The following is a 23545-nucleotide window of genomic DNA, read 5'->3' as shown; positions in this document are numbered from 1 at the left end:
CGCGCGGGCGGCGTTTTTTTATCCACCCGCGCGCATCAGTGACCGCCCTCAGGCGGCAAGGAGAGAGTGATGGAGTGTCGTAGCGACTGCGGTGCCTGCTGTATTGCCCCGTCGATATCCAGCCCGATTCCGGGGCTACCGCAGGGCAAACCGGCGGGGATCCCCTGTCCGCAGCTGGATGAGATGATGCGCTGCCGCCTGTTTCATAGCCCCACGCGCCCGGCGGTGTGCGGACAGCTGAAGCCCTGCGCTGAGATGTGCGGACAGAGCCGCGAGGCGGCCCTGGGCTATCTGCGGCACCTGGAGCAGGCGACGGCGCCGGAGGCGTAGCCCCCTTACGGCGCCGCGGCCGGGCGATCTGGTCTCATCTGCAGCAGGCAGGCGAGGGCGATGAGCAGCATCGCCAGCGCCACCGGGAATACGGATGCGTAGCTCCAGATCTCTGCCAGCGTGCCGGCGACGGAGCCGGCGATGATCCAGCCGATGCGCCCGCTGGTGGTGAACAGCGTCGTGGCCGATCCCGCCTGTCCCGGCATCAGATCCTGAAAGTAGAGCATGCCGATCCCGGCCAGAATACCGATAAATACCGCGTTGAGCAGCTGCAGGGCCAGCAGCGCCCACGGGTGGGTGATCCACAGTAGCCCGCCGTAAAACAGCAGACCGGCCACCAGCGCCAGAAGCATCAGCCGCCGTTTTCCCAGCCGCGCAGCATAGACGCCGGCGATCAGCATCGTCGGGATCTCCAACCCGGCCGCGGTTCCCATCATCAGTCCCGCCAGGCGCTCCGGCAGCTGCAGCTGGTGGCTGACGTACAGCGGCATGTTGATCAGGTACATGCTGTTGCAGGTCCACATCAGCGTGGCGCAGGCCAGCAGCAGCAGAGTTTGGCGCCGATTGCGCCGCGGTGCCTGCGCGCCGCCGCGCGGCGTCTCTGCCGTCCGCGGCATGGACGGTAGCCAGCGCCAGACAATGGCGGCGCACAGCAGAAAGGTGAGAGTGGCGGCCAGATACATAAAGGTAAAGCCCCAGCCCAGCGCCAGGGCGAAGGCCAGCGGCGGGCCGATCACCCAGGCCAGGGAGATTTGCGCGCGCAGTACGGAGCTGAACATCACCGCCTCTTTGCCGCAGCGATCGGCGTACTCGCGCGCCAGGGCAAACATCTGCGGGTTGGCGGTGGAGCCGAAGCTGGTCAGGCAGACGCCGACGATCAGCAGAAGATAGTAGTTACGGTTGTAGGCGAACAGCAGGCAGCCCACCGCGCCTAGCAGGCAGCACAGCAGGATCAGCTGCTTACGATCGCCGCGCCGATCGGAGAGGCTGGCGAGCCACTGGCTGACGATGATGCCGATGACCGCGCTGCCGGTATAAAACAGGCCGACCATCAGCGGGCTGCCGGTAACCTGGCTGGAGAGAAACAGGCTTAGCGTCGGGGTCTGCAGCGCCCCGGCGATCCCGGTAAGAAACGCGACGATCAGGAAGGCGCAGCCGGTGCGATCGGGTAAGCGGCGGGCGAGGGTGCGGGCAAAAGTCAGCATGAGAAAACCGGTATCGGGTCAGGGCGTCAGGGGATAGGCGTTGCGCATGTTACCGGCCATTGGTGAAAATGAAAAGGGATTTCAATATTCCATCACGCAGGGAGAGGCGGCCAGGTTTCCCCAGCCGCATAAGGGGTTAGGCTCCGCGCGGTACGTCGTGCGCGGTGTTGGCCGGTGGCGTGCCGCGGAACCTCTCGATCTCCAGCTGCGCCATATGGCCGCAGTTGCCCTGGGCCAGATTCGAGGAGCCGATGTCGAAGGTCAGGCAGTTCACATTGCCGTTCTTGCACAGCGAGCCGGGCTGTGCCGGATCGGCCGGATCGAACCAGGCACCTTCGCTGATCCGCACGACGCCGGCGCGAATGTCCTCGGTGACGATGGCGCCGACCAGGATCTGCCCGCGATTGTTCCAGGCCCGCACCACATCCCCGTTGGCAATCCCGCGCGCCTTGGCGTCCTGCGGGTGGATCAGGATCGCCTCGCGATCGGCGACCGCATACTTTTCACGCAGCGGGGTGTTGTCCAGCTGGGAGTGCAGGCGGTTGACGGCGTGGGCGGTGCTCAGGGAGAGCGGGAAGCGCTGGGCGACCTCGCTCTGATACCACTCATAGGGGGGGAGCCAGCTGGGCAGGCCCCGACAGTCGCTGTAGTGCATGGCGGCGATGGTATCGGAGTAGATCTCGATCTTGCCAGAGGGGGTCCCGAGCGGATTCAGCAGCGGGTTCTCGCGGAAGTCGGCGTAGCGCACCCACTCCTTGTTGGCCGGCGGGATCGGGAAGCGGATGTAGTTGTTGGATGCCCAGAACATATCGAACGGCGGCAGCGCGACGCGCGCGTTGCGTGCCTGGGCCGCCATGCCATCATACATTCCCTTCAGCCACTGGGCCTCATCCTTACCCTCGCTAAAGGCGTCCAGCACCCCCAGCTTTTCGGCCAGCCCGGCGAAGATGGCGAAGTCGTTGCGCGCCTCATGCTGCGGGGGAACGCATTGGTGCATCGGGAAGACATACAGCTGCGAATAGTCTCCGCCCATCTCCAGATCGTTACGCTCATAGCTGGTGGTGGCCGGCAGGACGATATCGGCATACTTGGCGGTGGCGGTCCAGTAGGGCTCGTTGACCACGATGGTCTCCGGGCGGCGCCAGGCGTCGATCAGATTATTGGTGTTCTGATGGTGCCCAAAGGGGTTACCGCCGGCGACGTAGACCATCTTCACATCGGGGTAGGTGACCTTACCGCCGTTAAAGTCGATGGTTTTCCCTGGGTTGGCCAGGCAGTCGGCGATACGCGCCACCGGGATCGGCGTGGGGCTGTTTTGCGGGGCATTGCCGGCAGAGATGCCGGAGATAATACCGCCGCGCGCGGTCGGGCTACCGCCGGAGGAGTAGTGGTAGCTAAAGCCAAAGCCGCCGCCGGGCAGGCCGATTTGCCCCAGCATGGCCGCCACGGTGACCAGCAGCCAGTGGGGCTGTTCACCGTGGTGCTGACGCTGAATGCCCCAGCCAGCCATGATCATGGTGCGGTGGTGCGCCATATCCCGCGCCAGGCTGCGCAAGGCGTCGGCGTCGACGCCGCTGATGGCGGCCGCCCAGGCGGCGTCCTTGACCACGCCGTCATCCTTGCCGTTGAGGTAGTCGGCAAAGCGATCGAAGCCCACGGTATAGGTGGTGAGGAAGTCGCTGTCGTGCAGTTTTTCGCTCAGCAGAGTATGGGCGATACCGAGCAGTATGGCCGAATCGGTGTAGGGGTGCGGGGCGATCCACTCGGCGTTGAGCTGGGTGGTACTGGCGCTGCGCACCGGATCGATGCTGACGATGCGGGTGCCTTTTTTCTTCAGCGCCTCGAAGCCGGTCTGGCCGACGTGGTCCGGCATATTCCAGCTGTTCTCAAGAGTGATCATGGGGTTACAGCCCCACAGGACGATCAGCTCACTGTGCTCGATGACGTTGGGCCAGGCGGTCTGCTGTTCATAGACCTCCATGGAGCCGACCACGTGGGTCATGATCACCTGGGCCGCGCCGGTGGAGTAGTCACCGGCGTAGCCGAGGAAGCCCCCGCTCAGGTTCATCAGCCGCTGCAGCAGGGTGCGGCTGTTGTGCAGCATGCCGACGCTTTTCCAGCCGTAGGAGCCGGCGTGGATGGACTGCGGCCCGTACTGTTTCTGCAGGCGGGCAATCTGCCCGCTGACCAGGGTCAGGGCCTGATCCCAGCTTACGCGCACCCACTCATCGCACCCGCGCAGCTCGGGGCGGCCGTGCTCTGCGCCGCCCTCCAGCCAGCTCTTGCGCACCATGGGATACTTGATCCGGTTGGCGGCGTGCACCTGGTAAGGCGCCATGGTGATCAGATCGTTGGGATAGGGATCGTCGCTGACCGGCTGCACGCCGACCATGCGTCCCGATTCGACGATGGCCTCAAAGGCGCCCCAGTGGGCGCCGGTCAGGATCCCCTTCTGCGCCGGCTGCAGGGCGGTAAACTGGGGCAGCGCCTGGCTAATCGCCTGCGCCAGCGCCGATTTCGGCCACAGTCCGGCCAGCAGGGGAGCGCCGAGCAGAGCCGCACCACCGGCGATAAAGCGGCGGCGGGATACGCACAGCGGCGCAGCGGGCAGGGATGTTGTTTTGCTCATCACTTGGGCTCCTTGGTGTTATCTGCACCGTTAGCGGACATATCGCTGGCGTGTTTCTGGACATACTGGGTCAGCAGGCGCAGCTGCTCTTCATTCAGCGAGGTGCGCGATGCCATGCCTTTCACCACGCCGATCCATTGGTTGGCGTTGAAGCGATCCAATGCGGTCAGGCCGTGGCAGCCGGTGCAGTTGGCCGACATCATATCGGCGGCATAGCGCCAGATGGGCTGTTCACTGCCGATGAGATTGGCCTTGGGCAGCCAGATGGACAGCGTTACCCGGTGCCATACCAGCCCGGTCGCGGCGTCGGTGTCGCTGGACTGCACCTTCACCTGTTTGCGGGCCGCCTCGCCCAGCAGCGCGGAGAGGATACGCTTGCCCTGCGCCGCATAGATCACCTGGTTAACGCCATTCTGCTGCCAGCCGCTCAGCTCACCCTCCACCATGTCCCCGCGGCGCTGCAGCACCCGGATCTCCGTCGATGGCATCAGGCTGCCGTCGCTGTGTGCCCCGGCCTGCGGCGCCAGGAAGAAGGGCTGAGTGGATATGGCGTAGAGCGTACGGGCACCGTCAGGGGTTTTCGCGGCGGCGGCGGCCAGCTCGCTAGCGCCGGCGGCGCTCAGGGCGCTCATATCCGGCAGAATATGGGCGACCCCCTTATGACAGTCGATACAGGTTTCCCCGTCCTTGATGGCGACGGGGTGCTGTTTGCGGGCTTCCGCGCTCTGATCGATGATATCCATGGCCTGGTAGCTATGGCAGGAGCGACAGGTGGCGGAGTCGTTGGCTTTCATGGTGTTCCAGACGCTCTGCGCCATGGCCAGCTTGTGGGCTTGGTATTTCTCCGGCGTGTCTATTTTACCGGTTAGCTCGCCGTAGACATCCTTCAGCGCCAGTACCTTGGTCTTCAGGAAGTCGAGGGGCTGCTGTGGAATATGGCAGTCGGCGCAGTCGGCCCGGATCCCCGGCTTATTCTGGAAGTGGACGCTGCCCTGATATTCGGCCAGAGGCTGTTGCATGGTATGGCAGGAGACACAAAACTCGGTGCCGCTGGTTTTGTGCAGGACGGTGAAGGTCGCAGCCAGCAGGGCAATGCCGAGGATGATCCCCAGTAGCACCAGCCACGGCCAACGCCGGCGTCGCCTGGGGGCGGCGTAACGATTGCTCATAATGATGACCTTATTATTATTGGAGAGAGTTTTTACTTGCCATTGTTGTTGGGAGCATCACCGCGCGCCGGGCCGGGCCGCTCGGTGCATTACTCCTCGGTAAATCATATTACTATTTCCGCTAGCTAACCCATTTTGCGTAGGAGGCAAAGGCATTTTCGTGAGCGGGTAGACGCTTTTGCGCGCCGGGATTAACCCGACGCTACAGGCTGGTCACACTTTGGCTACCCCGGCAGGGCGGGGAAGGGGGAAGGCGCCGCCGCGTTGGCAGGCGGCGGCGGCCGGGTCAAGCCTGGCAGTGGCGGGTTTGTAGACAGTCGATGACATCGCCCAGCGACAGCTGCTGATCCTGTAACAGCACCAGCAGATGGTAGAGCAGATCGGCAGACTCGTTGATCAGCTCATCGCGGTCATGCACGGCGGCCGCCAGCGCCGTTTCTACGCCCTCCTCGCCGACTTTCTGGGCGATACGCTTGGTCCCGCTGGCGTACAGCCGAGCGGTATACGAGCTTTGTGGATCGGCCGTTTTCCGTGCGGCCAGCAGCTGCTCCAGGTGATACAGAAACGGCCACTGCGCGCGGGCCGGGGCAAAGCAGCTGTCGCTGCCGAGATGGCAGGTCGGCCCCTGGGGATCGGCCAGAATCAGCAGCGTATCGCGGTCGCAGTCCGGGGTCATGCTGACCACGTTCAGGGTGTGACCGGAGCTTTCGCCCTTGGTCCACAGCCGCTGCTTGGTGCGGGAATAGAAGGTGACCTTACCGCAGCGCTCGGTATGATCCAACGCCTCTGGCGTCATATAGCCCAGCATCAGGACATCGCCGGAGCCGGCGTGCTGCACGATCGCCGGCATCATGCCGTCCACTTTGTTCCAGTCCAGACGCTCTTTTTGCTGTTGCGAAAGAAAACCTTGAGTTAGCACAGTCGAATCTCCACACCGTTGAGCGCCAGATAGCGCTTGAGTTCACCGATTTGAATAATCTGTTTATGAAAGACCGAGGCCGCCAGCGCGCCGTCCACGTCGGCCTGGCTGAAGGCCGCCAGAAAGTGTTCGGGGGCACCGGCGCCGCCGGAGGCGATCAGCGGGACGTGGCAGACGGCGCGGATCTGCTCTAGCTGGCGCAGATCGTAGCCGCTGCGCACGCCGTCCTGGTTCATCATGTTCAGCACGATCTCCCCGGCGCCGCGCCGCTGCACCTCCTGCACCCAGTCCGCCGTCTGCCAGGCGGTGGCGCGGGTGCGCGCCTCATCGCCGGTGAATTGGTAGACCCGGTCGCTGTCGCTGGCGGCGTCGTGCCAGGTATCGATACCGACCACCACGCACTGCACGCCGAAGCGATCCGCCAGACGGGTGATCAGCGCCGGATCGGCCAGCGCCGGCGAGTTAATGGAGATCTTGTCCGCGCCGTAGCTCAGAAGCAGCCCGGCCTCCTCGACGCTGCGGATCCCGCCGGCGACGCAGAAGGGAATATCGATCGCCGCGGCGACCCGAGCCACCCAGCTTTTATCGACCACGCGACCGTCGGCGGAGGCGGTAATGTCATAGAACACCAGTTCATCGGCGCCCTCATCGGCGTAGCGTTGGGCCAGCGGAACGATGTCGCCGATGATCTCGTGATTGCGAAACTGAACGCCTTTGACGACCTGGCCGTCGCGAACGTCCAGACAGGGAATTATGCGTTTTGCCAGCATGCGATGGCCTCCTTCACGCTGAATTTACCTTCCAGCAGGGCGCGGCCGACGATGACGCCCTGCACGCCGCTGCCGCGCAGGGCGGCGATGTCCTGCAGCGCGCCGATGCCGCCGGAGGATTGAAATGCGATCTGCGGATAGCGCGGGCAGATCTGGCGGTACAGCGCCACGTTGGCGCCGCCCAGGGTGCCGTCGCAGGCGATATCGGTACACAGTACGTGCCGCAGTCCCAGCGGCAGAAAATGCGCTACCGTCTGCTCCAGGGTCACGCCGGAGTCCTCTTGCCAGCCGCTGACGGCCACGCGCTTATCGCCATTGGCGGCGATGCGCACGTCCAGCGCCAGTACCAGGCGATCGGCGCCGAAGCGCGTAAACCAGCGGGCGACCTCCTGCGGCTGGCGGATCGCCGTTGAGCCGACCACCACCCGCGTCGCACCGGCGTCGAGCAGCGTGGCCACGTCCTCTGCGCTGCGCACGCCGCCGCCGACCTGTACCGGAACGCTCAGCGCGCGCAGCAGGCGGGTCAGCATGGGGAGCTGACGACGGGCGGGATCGCGCGCGCCGCTCAGGTCGACCAGGTGCAGCTGCGCTGCGCCCTGACGCTGATACTCCAGCAGCCGCGTCAGCGCATCGCCGTCATAGTCGCGCTGGCGGCCATAGTCCCCCTGATGCAGGCGAACGACGCTGCCGTCGATAAAGTCCAGTGCCGGAATGATCATGACGGCATCTCCAGAAAGTTTTTCAGCAGGCGGGCGCCGGCCTTGCCGGAGCGTTCGGGGTGAAACTGCACACCGTAGAAGTTATCGCGGCGCACCGCGGCGCTAAAGGTATAGCCGTAGTCGCACTGTGCCAGGGTGTCGGCGCACAGGGGATAGGCGTAGCTGTGTACAAAATAGAAGTAGCTGCCGTCGGGAATCCCGCGAAACAGGGGATTACCGGCCAGAGAGGTAACCTGATTCCAGCCGGTGTGTGGCAGCGGCAGGCCGGTGTCGGTCATCCGTTCGACCGGGGTGTCGACCAGACGGAGGCAGGGGACATCCCCTTCGGCGCTGCGGCTGGCCAGCAGCTGCATTCCCAGACAGATGCCGAGTACCGGCTGGGTACAGGCCCTGATCAGATCGATAAGATCGCGCTGGCGCAGCTGCTCCATGGCCGCGGCGGCGTTGCCGACGCCGGGCAGCAGCAGCTTGTCAGCCGCCAGCACCGCCCGCGCATCGCGGCTGACGGTCGGACGGCAGCCCAGGCGCTCCAGGGCATAGCGCACCGAGGCCAGGTTGGCGCAGCCGGTATCCAGAATCACCACGTTGCACGCTGTGGCCATCACAACACTCCTTTTGAGCTGGGTAAGCGGTCGTCTTCGATGCGGATCGCCTGACGCAGGGTGCGGCCAAAGGCCTTAAACAGGCTCTCTACGCGGTGGTGGTCGTTCTTGCCTTTGGTTTTCAGGTGCAGGGTCACCCCCATCGCGTAGGCGAGGGAGTGGAAGAAGTGTTCGACCATTTCGGTGCTGAGATCCCCGACGCGCTGGTGGCTGAATTCGGCCTTGAAGGAGAGGTAGGGGCGGCCCGAGATATCCAGGGCACAGCGGGCCAGGCACTCGTCCATCGGCAGGACAAAGCCAAAGCGGGCGATGCCGCGCTTGTCTCCCAGCGCGATGCGCAGGGCTTCGCCGAGCGCCAGCGCGGTGTCTTCGACGGTGTGATGATCATCGATATGCAGATCGCCTTTGGCCTCTATATGCAGGCGCAGGCCGGCGTGAGTGGCTATCTGATCCAGCATATGGTCAAAGAAGCCGATACCGGTACGGATGTGGCTCTCGCCCTGGCGATCCAGCCATACCTCCGCCAGCAGCGCGGTCTCACGGGTGACGCGCTCCACCTGGGCATGACGATCGCGGCGGGTCAGGCGTTCGGCGATCTGCGGCCAGTCCAGACTGACGCCATCGGTTGGGGTCGCGGCGTAGCGCAGCCCGTTGATCCCCATGTTGTGCGCCAGCTGCAGATCGCTGTCACGGTCGCCTATCACCCACGCGTTGGCTGTATCCAGCACGCCGGGCTGCAGATAGTCGTCGACCAGTCCGGTGGCGGGTTTGCGGCAGCGGCAGCCCTCCTGCGGCAGGTGTGGGCAGATCAGCACCCGCTCGAACAGGATGCCCTGCGAGGTCAGTATCTGCATCAGTAGATTGTGCGGCGCATCGAAGTCGGCCTGCGGAAAGCGTTCGCTGCCCAGTCCGTCCTGATTACTGACCATCACCAGATGATAGCCGGCCTGCTGTAGCCGCAGTAGCGCCGGAATGACCCCGGGCATCAGCGCCAGCTTGTCCAGACGATCTACCTGAAAGTCCTGCGGCGGCTCGGCGATCAGGGTACCGTCGCGATCGATAAACAGATATTTCTTCATTTACGCCTCTCCTTCCTGGCTAAAACGGCGCAGTACCGCGAGAACCCGCTCATGCTCCGCGGCGCTGCCGATGGTGATGCGCAGGCAGTCGTTTAGCGAGGGCTGACGGCGCTGATCGCGCAGGATGACGCCCTGCTGCCACAGAGCCTGAAAGATCGACTCTGCGCGGTCACTGCGAAAGATTAGATAGTTCCCCTGAGAAGGATAGACCTCTTGAATGCAGTCGCAGCGCAATAACTGTGCGATTAGCGCCTGGCGCTGTTCAATCACGTAGGCAACCCGCGTCCGCATGGCGGCGATCCCGGCGGGCGAGGTGGCCTGGGCGGCGATGTCAGCGACCGGTGATGCCAAAGGATAAGGGGCGATGGTTTTCTGCAGCAGTGCGATCACCTCGGCGCTGCCCAGCGTGAAGCCGCAGCGCAGCCCGGCCAGGGCAAAGGCCTTCGAGAGGGTGCGCAGCACCACCAGATGGGGGTAGTCGGCGAGCCAGGAGACCACGCTGGCGTCGGGGGCAAACTCAATGTAGGCCTCATCGACGACGACCAGCGTCCGCCCGGCGGTCAGCGTGAGCAGCGTGCGCAGATCATCGGGATTGAGCAGGTTGCCGGTCGGGTTGTTGGGGCTGCAGACAAACACCAGCTTGACGCCGTCGAGGGCGGCAGCGATGGCCGGCACGTCCAGCTGCCAGTCGGCGCGCAGCGCGACGCAGCGCCGTTCGACGCCGCTGGTCTCCGCGCTGACGGCGTACATGCCGTAGGTGGGCGGACAGTAGATCATGGCGTCGCGCCCCGGTTCGCAAAAGGTGCGGATCAGCAGCTCGATGCCCTCATCGGCGCCGCGGCTGGCCAGCACCTGCTGCGTTGTGACGCCGGCATAGGCAGCGTAGTTGGCGATAAGCTCGGCGGGCTGGCATTCCGGGTAGCGGTTAAAGGCCTCGCTGCGCAGCGGGTAGCTGATCGGCTGCGGGTACTCGTTGGCATTGAGCCAGACGTCGCCGCTGCCGCCGAGGCGGCGGGCGGACTGGTAGGGGGTCAGGCGCTGTATGTTTTCCCGCGCCAGTGCGGTGATCGGTTTCATGATTGGCTCTCCTGGATGGCGGCGACCCGCAGGCGGACGGCGTTGGCGTGGGCGTCAAGGCACTCGGCCTGCGCCATGGCTTCGACCGTCGGGGCCAGCGTCAGCAGGCCGGCGGGGCTAAGGCGTTGGACGGTCATGCGTTTCTGGAAATCCGCCAGGCCCAGGCTGGAGTGGGTGGCAGTGTAGCCGTAGGTCGGCAGCACGTGATTGGTGCCGGAGGCATAGTCCCCGGCGGACTCGGGCGACCAGTCGCCCAGAAACACGGAGCCGGCGCTGGTGATAGCATCGAGCCACGCCTCGGCGTCGCGGGTTTGAATGATGAGGTGCTCCGGCCCATAGCGATTGCTGATCTCAATGCACTGCGCCAGCGAACGGGTGACGATCAGGCGGCTCTGCGCCAGCGCCTGACGGGCGATGTCGGCGCGCGGCAGGGCGGCAAGCTGGGCCTCGACCCGTTCGGCGACCCGGCGAGCCAGCGGGGCATCGGGCGTCAGCAGGATCACCTGTGAGTCGGGGCCATGCTCTGCCTGGGAGAGCAGATCGGCGGCGATAAAGTCCGGGTTGGCCCCGGCATCGGCGATCACCAGTACCTCGGAGGGGCCGGCGGGCATATCGATGGCGGCGCCCTGAGGGCTTTGGCTGACCTGCCTTTTGGCCTCGGTGACATAGGCGTTTCCGGGGCCAAAGATTTTGTCGACGCGGGGGACGGATTCGGTTCCGAAGGCCATGGCGGCGATCGCCTGCGCGCCGCCGACCTGAAAGATTTCGTCGATGCCGCACAGGCGCGCGGCGTAAAGGATCGCTGGGTCGATCGGCGGCGGCGAGCAGAGGATCACTCTGCGGCACTGCGCCACGCGGGCCGGGAGCCCCAGCATCAGCACCGTGGAGAGCAGCGGGGCGCTGCCGCCGGGAATATACAGCCCGACGGAGTCCAGCGCGCGGGTGACCTGGCGACAGCTGACGCCGGGCTGGGTTTCGACCTCGACCGGGGCCGGGCGCTGGGCGCGATGAAAGGCCTCAATATTTTCGGCCGCCTGGCCCATGGCGCGGGTCAGCGCGTCGGGCAGGCGGTCGCCGGCGGCGTCGCGGGCCTGGCGTGACACGCGCAGGCTGGCGGGGGCCTCCCGGTCAAAGCGTTGGCTGAGGCGATGTAGCGCCGCATCGCCGTCGCGGCGAACCTGGGCGATGATCGCCTCAACGCTGGCGCTGATTTGCGCGGCGCTGGCGATCGCCGGACGCTGTAGCAGGCGCTGCTGCTGTTCGGGGCGACAGTCGTCCCATTGGATAAGCGTATCAAAGCGGGTCATGGCGTTACTCCATCATCTTTTCAATCGGCAGCACCAGAATCGAGCTGGCCCCCAGGGCCTTGAGCTGCTCCATAGTTTCCCAGAACAGGGTCTCGCTGCTGACCATGTGCATGGCGACGCGGCGCTTGTCGCCGGCCAGCGGCAGCAGGGTGGGGCGCTCAGCCCCCGGCAGCAGCGCCATAATCTCCTCCAGACGATCGCTCGGCGCGTGCAGCATGATGTATTTGGACTCCCGCGCCTGGATCACCCCCTGAATCCGGGTCATCAGGCGTTCGATCAGCGCCTGCTTGGCGGGAGGCATCTCGCCGTCGCGCTGAATCAGGCAGGCCTTGGAGCGGTAGATAACCTCGACCTCGCGCAGGCCGTTGGCCTCGAGGGTGGCGCCGGTGGAGACCAGATCACAGATGGCATCGGCCAGCCCGGCGCGCGGGGCAACCTCGACCGATCCGTTGAGCAGGCAGGATTTGAAGCGGACGCCCTGTCCATCCAGATAGCGCTTGAGCAGGTGAGGGTAAGAGGTGGCGATACGGCAGTCCTGCAGGCCGCGGGCGCCGTCATAGGGCGCATCGATGGGCATGGCCAGGGAGAGGCGGCAGGCGCCGAAGTCGAGGCGCCGTAGCAGGGTATAGCGCGGATCTTCGCCCTGAGCGCGCCGGGCGAGCAGCTCCTCCTCCAGCACGTTCTCGCCAATGATGCCCAGGTCAACCACGCCGTCCATCACCAGGCCGGGAATATCGTCATCGCGCACCCGTAGGATGTCGATGGGCATGTTTTCAGCAAACGCGATCAGCCGCTGCTGATGCAGGTTGATTTTGATCCCGCAGCGAGCCAGTAGCGCCTGTGAGTCCTCGCTCAGGCGGCCAGATTTTTGCATGGCAATGCGTAAACGTGCTTTGTCCAACATGGTGGTTACCCCTGTATTCTCCAGCCGGCGCCGCGGCGCCTGTGAATGATGAACAACAAAAAAGCCCTCGGAAGAAGATCTTCCGAGGGCTTTTTCACATCTTGCGTCTGCCGCCACTGGAAGATCCGTTGACCGTCTTCCAGCACACATCCGCCTGAAAGAACTAGTCAGGGTGATGGTGATGATGGTGGTTGAACAGTACGCGAGTCAGCATGATTGTAGTCCGTGGTTCGGTATCGCTTGTATACGCTGCGCAAAATGCGCTCAGTGATTTTTAACCTAAACCAAGTGTACGGCGTATGGCAAGCGCTTTTTTTGGCCGCTTGACGATGGGCGCGGTTCGCCCATCGTCGCGGGAGCATCAGGCGCCGGCAAACTTATACTTGGCGTTGACGTCCTGGGTCAGTTGGGTAAAGATTTGATTGGTCAGGGTTTGTGTCGTGCTGAGCGCGTCGCTGAAAACGCGATCCTCAAACTGCTGCACCAGCCGCTGGGCCTTGGCCGGATCTTTCTGGTAGGTGGCCAGATAGGCTTTTTCCATGTCGCGCTGCATGACGCTGAAGCTGGCCTCCTGCTGCTGATAGGCCTTTTGTACCATCGGCGCATATTTGTAATAGTCCATCATCACCAGCGTTTGCAGTTTCCGGAACTGCCACTGGGCAGAGACCGAGTCCGCTTTTCCGTCGGTTACCGTGCGGTAGGCCTGCGGGAATTGCTGGATACTATTGGCATAAACCGGAATAAAAATAGAAATACTGGGCATGCCATAGGCTAAATATTCCACATCGGCAATACCACGAGGTAAACCATCGCGCGCTTGTAAAATATGTGCCTGCTGGGTGCGAAATAATGACACCGGACGTAGACGATAATCGGGGGTTTGAGTATAAGGCTTGCGATCTATGTTCTCATAGGTATTTCGCAGCCCCTGTTTTACCGCGTCGATATCAAGTTTAGCCTCCGGTTTAGCAAAAACGGGGAAATTTTGTGGAGCCGTCAGTGAGGTCTTGATATCTGGCGTATAGAGATGCTGTAGCGCATATACTCGGGGATAGTTGTAATAGGGGTCGTTTTTCTCGTTATGCAGCGTATAGGCCTTTTCAAAATTAAAGTCGCCGTCGCGCTTAGGATTGTAAAGACCATATTTTTCGGCGGCGCTGATCAGCGTAGGCGATGCCATATAGTTGGCGCTGTCGTCAGGCTTATAGGTCTGCAGGCGCCCCTGGTTGCCGGTGACATAATAGTCATCCTTCGGCAGGCGGGTGGCCAGCCACTGATGGCCGCTGCCGGTTTCCAGATACCAGATGTCGTGCTGGTCGACGAAGGCGACGCCAAAGCCTTCGCCGGCGCCTTTTTCTTCAATAATTTTACCCAGACGGGCGGCGCCTTCGCGCGCTGAGGAGACGTAGGGCAAGATCACGTCGGTAATGCTGTCTTCGGTAATGCCGGTTTCGGGCAGATAGGGGTCATGTTTGAGAGCCTCGGGGCTGGCGAAGATCGTCTCTGTTGCCGTCATTCCCACGCCTTTTTGGTTAAATCCAGCGGCCCCCCAGGTCATCTGATCGGGCAGTTTCCCCTCTTTGCCATTGGAGAATGAAGTATAAGCAAAAGCTTTTTTGGGGACAGAATAGGTGAATTTATTTTCATTGGCATGGAAGGTGCCACTGCTATTTTCTTTGGCCTGATGGTTTAGCATCACTTTCGATAGCGTGGGATCATGATCTTCGGTGCGGGCAATAATTCTAGAGCCATCGCTGGTGGCGCCGGAGGCCACTAAGATGGTGGTGCAGGCTTCGCTATTCAAGACGCCACCTGCGGCGATCAAACTAGAAATCAGGACGGCGCAAGATTTAAATTTCATCGGTAAGACTCCCATTGAAGAATTACTGGGATTATTGCACCAGGTTTTATTTAATTATTTTAACTGCATCATATTTCTTAGCGTTAAACACCAATATTTTATGATTTTGTGGAATTTTTATATGCAAATGCGCCATTGTTACGAATGTTTAAACCAAATGATGTTGCCCATGTAACATATGTTATTAAGGATGTCCTATGTGGCTCTTTAATATGCGAATTGGTTATTTGTCTCGTATATCGATATTAAAAATAAATTTTTCTCACCTCCCGCTGTCGCCTAGTATGAAAAACGGACGCCATCCGCTCGCCATCTGCCTGGTGTCGACAGTTATCTCATTGATATTCCTGTCACTATTATCCCTGTGGGTGGGCGGTCATTTCGCCGCTGCGCGGGGGAGCCATTCGGGAGGTATGCCATGTCTCATGCCCATCTGTTGGACGCACTACAGCCCCATGCGGCGGCGATGATCCCCCTACGCCGCCAGCTGCATCGCTACCTGGAGCTAAGCGGCAGCGAGTCGCAGACCGCCGATCTGCTGGCGAGTCATCTGAGCCAGTGGGGCTATCGAGTGACGCGGGCTATCGGCGGGCATGGGCTAGTGGCGACGCTGCAGGCCGGGCAGGGGGAGCGTACGCTCGGCCTGCGGGCCGACATGGATGCCTTGCCGATCCAGGAGCGGGGGGAGCGCGCCTGGCTGAGCCGCCATCCCGGCGTGGCGCACAGCTGCGGTCACGATGGACATTGTGCCATCCTGCTCTGTGCCGCTCACTACCTTGCCGAGCAGCGCCGCTTTAATGGCACCCTGCATTTGATCTTTCAGCCGGCGGAGGAGCGGTTAAGCGGTGCGCAGGCGATGATCGCGGATGGACTATTCGAGCGTTTTCCCTGCGATGCCCTATTTGCACTGCACAACATGCCGAATCTGGCCGGTATGCAGGGCGAGGTGGGGGATATCGCCATCCGCCCCGGGCCGCTGATGGCCGCCTCCGACGAGCTGGAGATCGTGTTGAGCGGGGTTGGGGGACATGGGGCTTTTCCCCAGCTGTGTATCGACGCCACCCTGGTGGCCAGCCATCTGGTGGTTGCCTTGCAGAGCATCGTGGCACGCAATACCGATCCATTACAGGCGGCCGTGGTGACCGTCGGCAGTCTACAGAGCGGGCAGGCGGCTAATGTGATCAGCGATAAGGCGCTGCTGCGGGTCAGCGTGCGCAGTCTACAGCCCGCGCTGCGCCAGCAGACGCTGCAGCGTATCGAACAGTTGACCCATGCGATCGCCGCCGCGTTCGGTGCCCAGGCGACGATCGTCCAGCTTGGCCGCTGTCCCTGCGTGGTCAATCACCCCGATGCCAGCCATCTGGCCTACCGCAGTGCCTGTGCGCTGTTGGGCGAGCCGCGGGTGCATCAGGATCCCCCGCTGATGATGGGCAGTGAAGACTTCGCGCTGCTGCTGGAGCAGGTACCTTGGGGGGCCTATGTGCTGGTCTATGGCGGCGCGGGCGGGGCCGCGCTGCATCAACCAGAGTTCGATTTTAACGACGCTATTCTGCTGCCCGCCGCCGCCTTCTGGTGCGCGCTGGTGGCGGATTATCTGCGCTAGCCACGCCTCATGGTGGTAAGGGACGCGGTGAAGACTCAGGATGAGGAGAAGAGGATATGGCGCGGGTGATCCGGAGTGGCGAGCGCAAGGTGTTCATCGGCGATAATCGGCTATTGCTGGGCATCGTCTTGAGTATGTTGACCTATTGGCTCTTCGCCCAGTCGTTATACAACGTCGTGCCGGCGGTACAGCACAGCTTGCCCGTCTCCCCCGGTACGCTGAGTCTGGCGATCAGTTTAAGCGGCCTGTTTGCCGGTTGTTTCATCGTGCTATGCGGTGGACTGGCGGATCGTCTTGGGCGGCGTCGCCTGAGCTATATCGGCCTGCTGCTGAGCTTAGTGGGGTGCGGTATCCTGGTGCTGGCGCAAAACGGCGCCCATCTGCTGGTTGCGCGCGCCTTGCAGGGGATCTCTGCCGCCTGCATCATGCCGGCGACCCTGGCGCTCATTAAGGTCTATTACCAGGGAGCGCGCGCGCGTCAGCGCGCCTTAAGCTTCTATGTGATGGGGTCATTCGTCGGTTCGGCGTTGAGTTCATTGCTGGGCGGCGCTATCGCCGCCGTCTTGGGATGGCGCGGGATCTTCCTCGTCTCGGCCATGGTGGCCCTGCTGGCGATGGGATTGATCCGTCACGTGCCGGAGAGCCGTAACGACGGGGAGGCGCCGGCGCTCGATTACGCCGGTGCCGCCTCCCTGACCCTCTCGTTACTGGCGCTCAACTTGACGCTGAGCAAGGGCGGTGAGTGGGGATGGCTGAGTGGCGCGACCCTGCTAGGTGTGCTGCTGACCGGCGGACTCTTGGCGCTCTTCATTACCACCGAGCGGCGTCTAGGCAGTCGCGGCTTCGTGGACTTTTCGTTGTACCGCGATCGGGGTTATCGCGCGGCCTCACTCTCTAACTTCTTCGTCAATTGCAACGTCAGCACGTTGGTGATCGCCAGCCTCTATCTACAGCGAGGGCTAGGCATGACGGCATTGGCGGCGGGGCTGATGACCATCACCTATGCTGCCGCCGCGGTCGCGATGGTTCGGGTGGGGGAGAAGCTGTTGCAGCGCATAGGGGCCCGGCTACCGATGCTGTGGGGGTGTGTGCTGATCGCCGTGGGTACGGTGCTGATGACGATGACGTTCTTACCGAAGAGCAGCTATCTACTGGGACTTGGCATCGGCTATCTGCTGCTGGGGATCGGTATTGGGGCCTATGCTACGCCCTCGACAGAGACCGCCATCGCCCAGGTGGCTAAGGAGAGAGTGGGCGTCGCGGCGGGGCTGTACAAGATGACCAGTGCGTTAGGGGGCGCCTTCGGCATCGCCGTGGCGCTGGCTCTGTTCAGCGCCGCGGGCGCGAGCGATGCCGCCAACCTGGCTTATGCTGGCGCCTTACCGCTGTGGGTCAATGTCGCCTTCAGTCTCCTGGCCGGTGGCGTGGTGCTGTGGCAGCTTCCGCCGTCTGCCGTCTCCTCCTCCTCGTCCTCCGCTTGAGTACGCAGGGGGCGGCGTATCGTGCCGCCCTCATCGTCGCGAGTAACAATTGTATAACCGCCGCGGTCAGCGTAGCCTTAGAGAGAGATAACCCGGCGACGGGGTGAAGCGGAGCCGAGATGAGGAGAACGCAATGCAGCGAGTGGCTATCGTAGGGTTAGGTTGGTTAGGAATGCCGCTGGCGTTATCGCTGATGGCGCGTGGTTATCAGGTGGTGGGCAGCAAGACCACGCCGGATGGGGTTGAGGCGGCGCGGATGAGCGGCGTGGAGTGCTATCCCCTGCGGCTGGCGCCGCAGCTGGAGTGCGACGACGAGGATCTGGCGCAGCTGCTGAGCGTAGATGCCCTGGTGATCACCCTGCCGGCCAGCTGTGGGAACGATGAGGGGATGGGCTACCGTCAGTCGGTGCGTCAGCTGGTCGACAGCGCGCTGGCGTACGGCGTAGCGCGGATCATCTTTTTGAGTTCGACGTCGGTCTACGGCGCCGCGCGCGGCGAGGTCAACGAGGATTCTCCGCTGCAGCCTAACACCCTGGCCGGCCAGGCGCTGACCGATCTGGAGCGCTGGCTGCACGATCTGCCCAATACCTCGGTAGATGTGCTGCGGCTGGCCGGGCTGGTGGGTGAAGGGCGCCATCCGGGACGTTTTCTGGCCGGTAAAACCGATCTGCCGGGCGGTAATGTAGGGGTGAATTTGCTGCACCGGGACGACGCCATCGCTGCGATCATGCTGCTGCTGGCGCAGCCTCAGGGCGGCCACGTTTATAATCTGTGTGCGCCGCAGCATCCGGCTCGCCGGGCCTTTTACCCGCCGCTGGCGCGTGCGCTCGGCCTGACGCCGCCGGCGTTTCGCAGCGATGACGATGCGACAGCGGGTAAAGCGATAGACGGAACCCGTATCAGCCATGAGCTGGGCTTCGTTTACCGCTATTCCGATCCCACGATCATGCCCTTTGATTAGCCGGCGGGGCGTCGACATGCGGCGCCCACGATGATCACATTTTATCGCTGGTGTTTTTTTGTATCGGCAGGTAAAAAAGAGGGGATGAAACGGCGGTGGTAACGGGGAGTAATCGGTATAAATCGAGTGTTGGTATGAATGGTATCACAAACCGACTATTTCTATTGAATGTCGATTATTTTATTTACTATTCAGCCGGTTGAATTACGTTACGATCAGCTATCCGTAGAAAAGCGCGCCGCACAGGGCGGCGCGCCGTGCCTCATCAGGCCAGAGATCCCCACATATCGTATTCGTCGGCATTTTCAATGGTTACGCTGACGATATCGCCCGGTTTGACCCCTCGCTCCCCGTTCAGGTATACCACACCGTCGATCTCCGGCGCATCGGCCATGCTGCGGCCAATGGCGCCTTCCTCGTCAACCTCATCGATGATCACCGGCAGCGTCAGCCCCACTTTCTCCTGCAGACGCTCGGCGGAGATCTGCTGCTGCAGCTGCATAAAGCGATCGAAACGCGCCAGCTTGATCTCGTCAGGGATCTGGTCGGGCAGTTCGTTGGCGGCGGCGCCTTCAACCGGACTGTATTGGAAGCAGCCAACGCGATCCAGGCGTGCCTCGCGCAGGAAGTCCAGCAGCATCTGGAAATCCTCCTCCGTCTCGCCGGGGAAGCCGACGATAAAGGTCGAACGCAGGGTCAGCTGCGGGCAGATCTCGCGCCAGCGCTTGATCCGCTCCAGCGTACGCTCAACGGCGCCGGGGCGCTTCATCAGCTTCAGAATGCGCGGACTGGCGTGCTGCAGCGGGATATCCAGATAGGGCAGCAGCTTACCCTGCGCCATCAGCGGGATAACGTCATCCACGTGCGGATAGGGGTAAACATAGTGCAGGCGGATCCAGATCCCCAGCGTCGCCAGCTGTTCACACAGGCTGAGCATGCTGGTTTTGACCGGCTGACCGTTCCAAAAGCCGGTGCGGTGCTGGATATCCGCGCCGTAGGCGGAGGTATCCTGCGAGATGACCAGCAGCTCACGGACGCCGGAGTCGGCCAGACGCTTGGCTTCGTCCAGCACCGAGCCGATTGGTCGGCTTTCCAGCTCGCCGCGCAGGGAAGGGATAATGCAGAACGCACAGCGGTGGTTACAGCCCTCCGAGATTTTCAGGTAGGCGAAATGCTTGGGCGTTAGCTTGACGCCCTGCTCCGGCACCAGGCTGGTGAAAGGGTTGTGCTGCGGCTTGGCCACGTATTTGTGCACGTGGTGTAGCACCTGCTCATAGCTGTGCGGCCCGGAGATCTCCAGCACCTTGGGGTGGACTTCCCGGATCTGGTTCTCTTTGGCGCCCAGGCAGCCAGTCACGATGACCTTCCCGTTTTCATGCAGCGCTTCGCCGATGGCCTCCAGAGACTCCTGTACCGCGCTGTCGATAAAGCCGCAGGTGTTAACGATCACCAGATCGGCGTCTTCATAGGTAGGCACCACCAGGTAGCCTTCGGTGCGCAGCTCGGTCAGGATGCGCTCGGAGTCGACCAGGTTTTTCGGGCAGCCGAGGGAGACGAAACCGATTGTCGGTTGGCGGGATTGATTGCTCATAGCGTAAAAATTCATCGTGTCTGGTTATGATAGGGCAGGGATTTTACAGCGCTCTGCGCTGAAATTGTACCGCTATTTATTCGGGGGGGCGTCGAGCGCTTTTCCTGCTTCAGCGTGCGTTTCCGCGGGACGCGGCGCGCTGTAGCCGAGCGCCGTCTCTCCCACGCAGATAACGTCTAGGAGAGCTAACCTTTCACTTTTTTTAAAAATATCCGCCTAATTAGTCTATGGTATATTTTGATCACTGATTTTTTGCTATCAAGGCTTTTCCTTTTTTGCTTTTGTGCATCGCTCTTGAGCCGTCGCTCCTTTTCTATCGTTGACGTCTGTTTGTCCACGTCATGGGAGAGGATGAGATCAGTATTAAGGGAGTAAGTACGAACAAAGCGCGAGAAGTAGAAATAGCGCCAGGCATCGGCCTCTACCCTGACAGGGGCGTTGAGGGTAAGCAGAGTGCGCGCCGCCTTATTGGTTATCACATAGCCATGCGTCAGCGTTGGGGCATTGGATTCATAAAAAATATAGTCATCAGACAACGCTATCATTTTATTTTTATAAATAAATTTAGTTTTATATAGCAATAGTGCGATATTATCTTCTTTACTTATCCTCTTTTCTATCAACGCAATCACATGGACTGTATCGTTGTGCAGGATAGCATCATCTTCAAGAATGAGTGCAAAAGGGAGTTGCTCCGCGATGATCCGTCGATAGAGGGCGTTATGACTGAGTGCACAGCCCATCTCGCCACGGCTTAAGTAGTAACGTGCATCGGTGTTGATAAGGCTATCCAGATCGCTATCGGTTAAATTTATGCCGCATACGGCGTCAATTATTTCAAATTTAATCTTGAGTCGTTTGCATTGCTGAATGATTTCATTCTTTTTTTGAATATCACTCTTTAAATTTATAATAAATACCCGCATACTAACCCCTGTCAAATGTTTTTATAGCGCTGGAATGTCTCTATGTTTAAACGTTGGCTTTGTATTTACTGCTACCATAATGACGACTATTGACTTTTTTATTTTAAAAAATCTAATATATTATTTTTAATCACATTAAATGCTAATGTAAGTAGTATATAGCCGTGATAATCGCAGCTGAAATGGATGCATGGTTTTTAACTAGAGGGAGGCGATGTGTCTTGAAGACGCGGCAGAGGTATCCCTCTCCTGCGCTTTCTCTAGGGGGCTCTGGCTTAGCGCTATTGCCGCGTAAAAATGCAATAAGGACTCGATAGCTATTTTGGGAGATACCGCGGCTAATGCAGGGTAACCTTGAGAGGAGGCGCGGCAGCCCGCGATATTCTGGAGCGTTATCCGTCATCGGGTTTATCTGGCGCGTTGGCGAGGCCAATTTTAAGAGCGCGCAGGTAATCGGCTGACTCAGGACAACAGCGAGCACCCTGTGCATTTATCTGAGCGCTCGCTGACGACTGAAAAAGTGAACAGCCTAACGGGATGGCTACGCTAAACGGTGGCGCTTATAGAATGTTATTATTCTGCCTCATTTTTTTTAGAAATGGTCGCCGGCAGATCTTGTGATAAAATTTCACCAACGAATTTTTTCGGTCAATACGTTCCCTTAACCTGATCTGTATTGGCGTACGAGACAGTCGCTCCTTCTCTATTGTCGAGTTTTCTTTGGACTGATCTCTTGAGTCAACTAAATTAATATTCAGTGAGTATGGCCGAATGTTTTTTTCGTAATAAAAATTACGCCAGGCATCCGCTTCGAAGCGAACCGGGGTATTGATTGCTGTAATGAGGCGTGCGGTTTTGTTGGTAACCACATAGCCATGGGTACATGTTGGAATATTAGATTCATAAAGGCTATATTTTTTAGATAGCTTTATTTTTTTGTTTCTGTATACGCAGCTCGTTTTATATAGCAGGTATGCATGGCTGTTTTCTTTATCTATAATGTTTTCGATGGCGTGAATAACCTCATTAAGATCATCATGTAAAATGGCATCATCTTCGAGAATTAACGCGTATGGTAGGTCTTCTGTTATTATTTTTTGATATATCCGCAGGTGGCTAAGGGAACAACCTATCTCACCTTTGGTTAAATATATTTGAGCGTCTTTGTCAATTAAACGATCGATCTCTGCTGCGTTGAGATCGATGCCGGAGACCGCCTCGACAATCTCATGGCTAATGTTTAATCTGTTGCACTCACTTATTATTTCGTGCTTCTTCTGAAGATCTCTTTTTAAATTTATAATAAATACTTTCATCGGGTGTTGTGTCTTTCAAATTTAATACCACATGATACATTTTGTATCAAATTAAATCCAGGGTTTTATCATACGATTGATTTTTACTCACCGAGAGGCGTGTGTTTGTTCGATAGGGAGCCGGGTCTTGGCCCGCTACCCGCATGTGATCCATTCATAATTAGGAATAAGCGACCTCTGATCCCGACCCCGAATATGCTCCAGTCGTAATCAGGAATAACTCGCCTCATTCTGGCTGTATATTCTGGCAAGCGGCAGATTTTTCAGCAAATTCGGCGGGATCATCCTGCCCTGTGCAGAATGGGGACGCTTCTGGTTATCGTGTATGCCAGGCCTCGATTTTGCACCGAGCCTCCTCCAGGGAGATGAACTCGTTCTCATTCAGGTAGTTCTGTCAATCTACTGACCTACTGACCTACTGACCTACTGACCTACTGACCTACTGACCTACTGACCTACTGACCTACTGACCTACTGACCTACTGACCTACTGACCTACTGACCTACTGACCTACTGACCTACTGACCTACTGACCTACTGACCTACTGACCTACTGACCTACTGACCTACTGACCTACTGACCTACTGACCTACTGACCTACTGACCTACTGACCTATTGACCTACTGACCTACTGACCTACCTGTCGCTTAAGGTGTCCACCGCCGCGTTGTCCGTCGCCGTTCTCGGGCGTGAGAAGTCGATCCTAATCCCGCTTTCATACACCCGCCTATCCAGTATTTTCTCTGTAAATTCAGAGCCACTATCGGTTTTCAGCAACTGCGGTCAAAGACGCCTGAACGCTATGCTGCTCAGCATCCCAGCATCCCAGCATCCCAGCATCCCAGCATCCCAGCATCCCAGCATCCCAGCATCCCAGTATTCCAGCATCCCAGTATTCCAGTATTCCAGTATTCCAGCTATTTCTGTCGAACGCAGATTCTGTCTCGCGCATATTTTCAGGCATTCGCGGGTGTAACGGTCGATAGCCGTCAGCCGGCGCAGTCGCCCTCCGTCAAACAACGCATCAGAGACAAAATTCATGCCCCAGACGTAAGTTTGGAGGCCGGCCCTTAGGCCGCAGCGTGCCGCCGCT

Annotated in this window: 20 protein-coding genes and 1 other annotated feature; of the genes, 4 read left to right on the top strand and 16 right to left on the bottom strand. The window is 60.1% G+C overall.

What is annotated here, in order from left to right; genetic code table 11:
• Nucleotides 1–69: 69 nt before the first annotated feature.
• Complete coding sequence (locus ETEE_RS01255; RefSeq protein ID WP_034162551.1) at nt 70–330, top strand: YkgJ family cysteine cluster protein; 261 nt, start codon at nt 70–72, stop codon at nt 328–330.
• A gap of 5 nt (nt 331–335) precedes the next feature.
• Here the strand turns inward: ETEE_RS01255 and ETEE_RS01250 are convergent, their stop codons facing one another.
• The 13 genes from ETEE_RS01250 to ETEE_RS01195 all read right to left on the bottom strand — a co-directional run bounded on the left by ETEE_RS01250 (nt 336) and on the right by ETEE_RS01195 (nt 14571).
• Entirely contained in the window at nt 336–1535 is a 1200-nt protein-coding gene (locus ETEE_RS01250; protein WP_034162550.1) for a sugar efflux transporter, read from the bottom strand.
• Nucleotides 1536–1671: 136 nt separating this feature from the next.
• On the bottom strand, nt 1672–4164 hold the full coding sequence (gene torA / locus ETEE_RS01245; RefSeq protein ID WP_034162549.1) for a trimethylamine-N-oxide reductase TorA: 2493 nt from the start codon (nt 4162–4164) through the stop codon (nt 1672–1674).
• Nucleotides 4164–5333 (bottom strand): NapC/NirT family cytochrome c, encoded by a 1170-nt coding sequence (locus tag ETEE_RS01240; RefSeq protein ID WP_034162548.1) that lies wholly within the window; start codon nt 5331–5333, stop codon nt 4164–4166. Before ETEE_RS01240 ends, torA begins: the two co-directional genes overlap by 1 nt.
• A gap of 286 nt (nt 5334–5619) precedes the next feature.
• The gene (gene hisIE / locus ETEE_RS01235; RefSeq protein ID WP_034162547.1) at nt 5620–6252 is read right to left on the bottom strand and encodes a bifunctional phosphoribosyl-AMP cyclohydrolase/phosphoribosyl-ATP diphosphatase HisIE; all 633 of its coding nucleotides are present in this window, start codon (nt 6250–6252) and stop codon (nt 5620–5622) included.
• Nucleotides 6246–7022: an imidazole glycerol phosphate synthase subunit HisF gene (gene hisF, locus ETEE_RS01230; RefSeq protein ID WP_012849111.1), complete on the bottom strand. Its 777-nt coding sequence runs from the start codon at nt 7020–7022 to the stop codon at nt 6246–6248. Before hisF ends, hisIE begins: the two co-directional genes overlap by 7 nt.
• Complete coding sequence (gene hisA / locus ETEE_RS01225) at nt 7004–7741, bottom strand: 1-(5-phosphoribosyl)-5-[(5-phosphoribosylamino)methylideneamino]imidazole-4-carboxamide isomerase (RefSeq protein WP_034162546.1); 738 nt, start codon at nt 7739–7741, stop codon at nt 7004–7006. The genes hisF and hisA overlap by 19 nt, the downstream gene beginning before the upstream one ends.
• The gene (gene hisH / locus ETEE_RS01220; protein ID WP_012849109.1) at nt 7738–8343 is read right to left on the bottom strand and encodes an imidazole glycerol phosphate synthase subunit HisH; all 606 of its coding nucleotides are present in this window, start codon (nt 8341–8343) and stop codon (nt 7738–7740) included. The genes hisA and hisH overlap by 4 nt, the downstream gene beginning before the upstream one ends.
• A complete protein-coding gene (hisB, locus tag ETEE_RS01215; RefSeq protein ID WP_034162545.1) occupies nt 8343–9422 on the bottom strand; it encodes a bifunctional histidinol-phosphatase/imidazoleglycerol-phosphate dehydratase HisB in 1080 nt (359 codons plus the stop codon). Before hisB ends, hisH begins: the two co-directional genes overlap by 1 nt.
• Nucleotides 9423–10499, bottom strand: coding sequence for a histidinol-phosphate transaminase (hisC, locus tag ETEE_RS01210; RefSeq protein ID WP_034162544.1), 1077 nt, complete (start codon nt 10497–10499; stop codon nt 9423–9425).
• Nucleotides 10496–11806, bottom strand: a complete 1311-nt coding sequence (hisD, locus tag ETEE_RS01205) for a histidinol dehydrogenase (RefSeq protein ID WP_034162543.1) — start codon at nt 11804–11806, stop codon at nt 10496–10498. The genes hisC and hisD overlap by 4 nt, the downstream gene beginning before the upstream one ends.
• Before the next feature lie 4 nt (nt 11807–11810).
• Nucleotides 11811–12710: an ATP phosphoribosyltransferase gene (hisG, locus tag ETEE_RS01200; RefSeq protein ID WP_034162542.1), complete on the bottom strand. Its 900-nt coding sequence runs from the start codon at nt 12708–12710 to the stop codon at nt 11811–11813.
• Nucleotides 12711–12765: 55 nt separating this feature from the next.
• Nucleotides 12766–12898: a sequence feature (His leader region), on the bottom strand.
• Nucleotides 12874–12921 (bottom strand): his operon leader peptide, encoded by a 48-nt coding sequence (gene hisL / locus ETEE_RS21130; protein WP_106389040.1) that lies wholly within the window; start codon nt 12919–12921, stop codon nt 12874–12876. It overlaps the preceding feature by 25 nt.
• Before the next feature lie 150 nt (nt 12922–13071).
• Complete coding sequence (locus ETEE_RS01195) at nt 13072–14571, bottom strand: C69 family dipeptidase (protein WP_034162541.1); 1500 nt, start codon at nt 14569–14571, stop codon at nt 13072–13074.
• Nucleotides 14572–14989: 418 nt separating this feature from the next.
• Between ETEE_RS01195 and ETEE_RS01190 the strand changes: the two genes are divergently transcribed.
• The 3 genes from ETEE_RS01190 to ETEE_RS01180 all read left to right on the top strand — a co-directional run bounded on the left by ETEE_RS01190 (nt 14990) and on the right by ETEE_RS01180 (nt 18616).
• Nucleotides 14990–16174 (top strand): amidohydrolase, encoded by a 1185-nt coding sequence (locus ETEE_RS01190; protein ID WP_034162540.1) that lies wholly within the window; start codon nt 14990–14992, stop codon nt 16172–16174.
• Nucleotides 16175–16230: 56 nt separating this feature from the next.
• Nucleotides 16231–17655, top strand: a complete 1425-nt coding sequence (locus ETEE_RS01185; protein WP_034162539.1) for an MFS transporter — start codon at nt 16231–16233, stop codon at nt 17653–17655.
• Nucleotides 17656–17788: 133 nt separating this feature from the next.
• Nucleotides 17789–18616 carry an SDR family oxidoreductase gene (locus tag ETEE_RS01180; RefSeq protein WP_034162538.1) on the top strand — a complete coding sequence of 276 codons (828 nt, stop codon included), beginning with the start codon at nt 17789–17791 and terminating at the stop codon, nt 18614–18616.
• A 265-nt stretch (nt 18617–18881) separates the two neighbouring features.
• Here the strand turns inward: ETEE_RS01180 and rimO are convergent, their stop codons facing one another.
• From rimO to ETEE_RS01165, 3 genes are all read right to left on the bottom strand, one after another.
• The gene (rimO, locus tag ETEE_RS01175) at nt 18882–20207 is read right to left on the bottom strand and encodes a 30S ribosomal protein S12 methylthiotransferase RimO (protein WP_034162537.1); all 1326 of its coding nucleotides are present in this window, start codon (nt 20205–20207) and stop codon (nt 18882–18884) included.
• 185 nt (nt 20208–20392) lie between these two features.
• Entirely contained in the window at nt 20393–21133 is a 741-nt protein-coding gene (locus ETEE_RS01170) for a glycosyltransferase family 25 protein (protein ID WP_034162536.1), read from the bottom strand.
• 560 nt (nt 21134–21693) lie between these two features.
• Entirely contained in the window at nt 21694–22449 is a 756-nt protein-coding gene (locus ETEE_RS01165) for a glycosyltransferase family 25 protein (protein ID WP_034162535.1), read from the bottom strand.
• Nucleotides 22450–23545 lie beyond the last annotated feature (1096 nt).

Source organism: Edwardsiella anguillarum ET080813, from assembly GCF_000264765.2.
Classification (GTDB): Bacteria; Pseudomonadota; Gammaproteobacteria; order Enterobacterales; family Enterobacteriaceae; genus Edwardsiella; species Edwardsiella anguillarum.
Note: the sequence above shows the minus strand (reverse complement) of the source record. Positions and strands in the feature narration are given on the sequence as shown.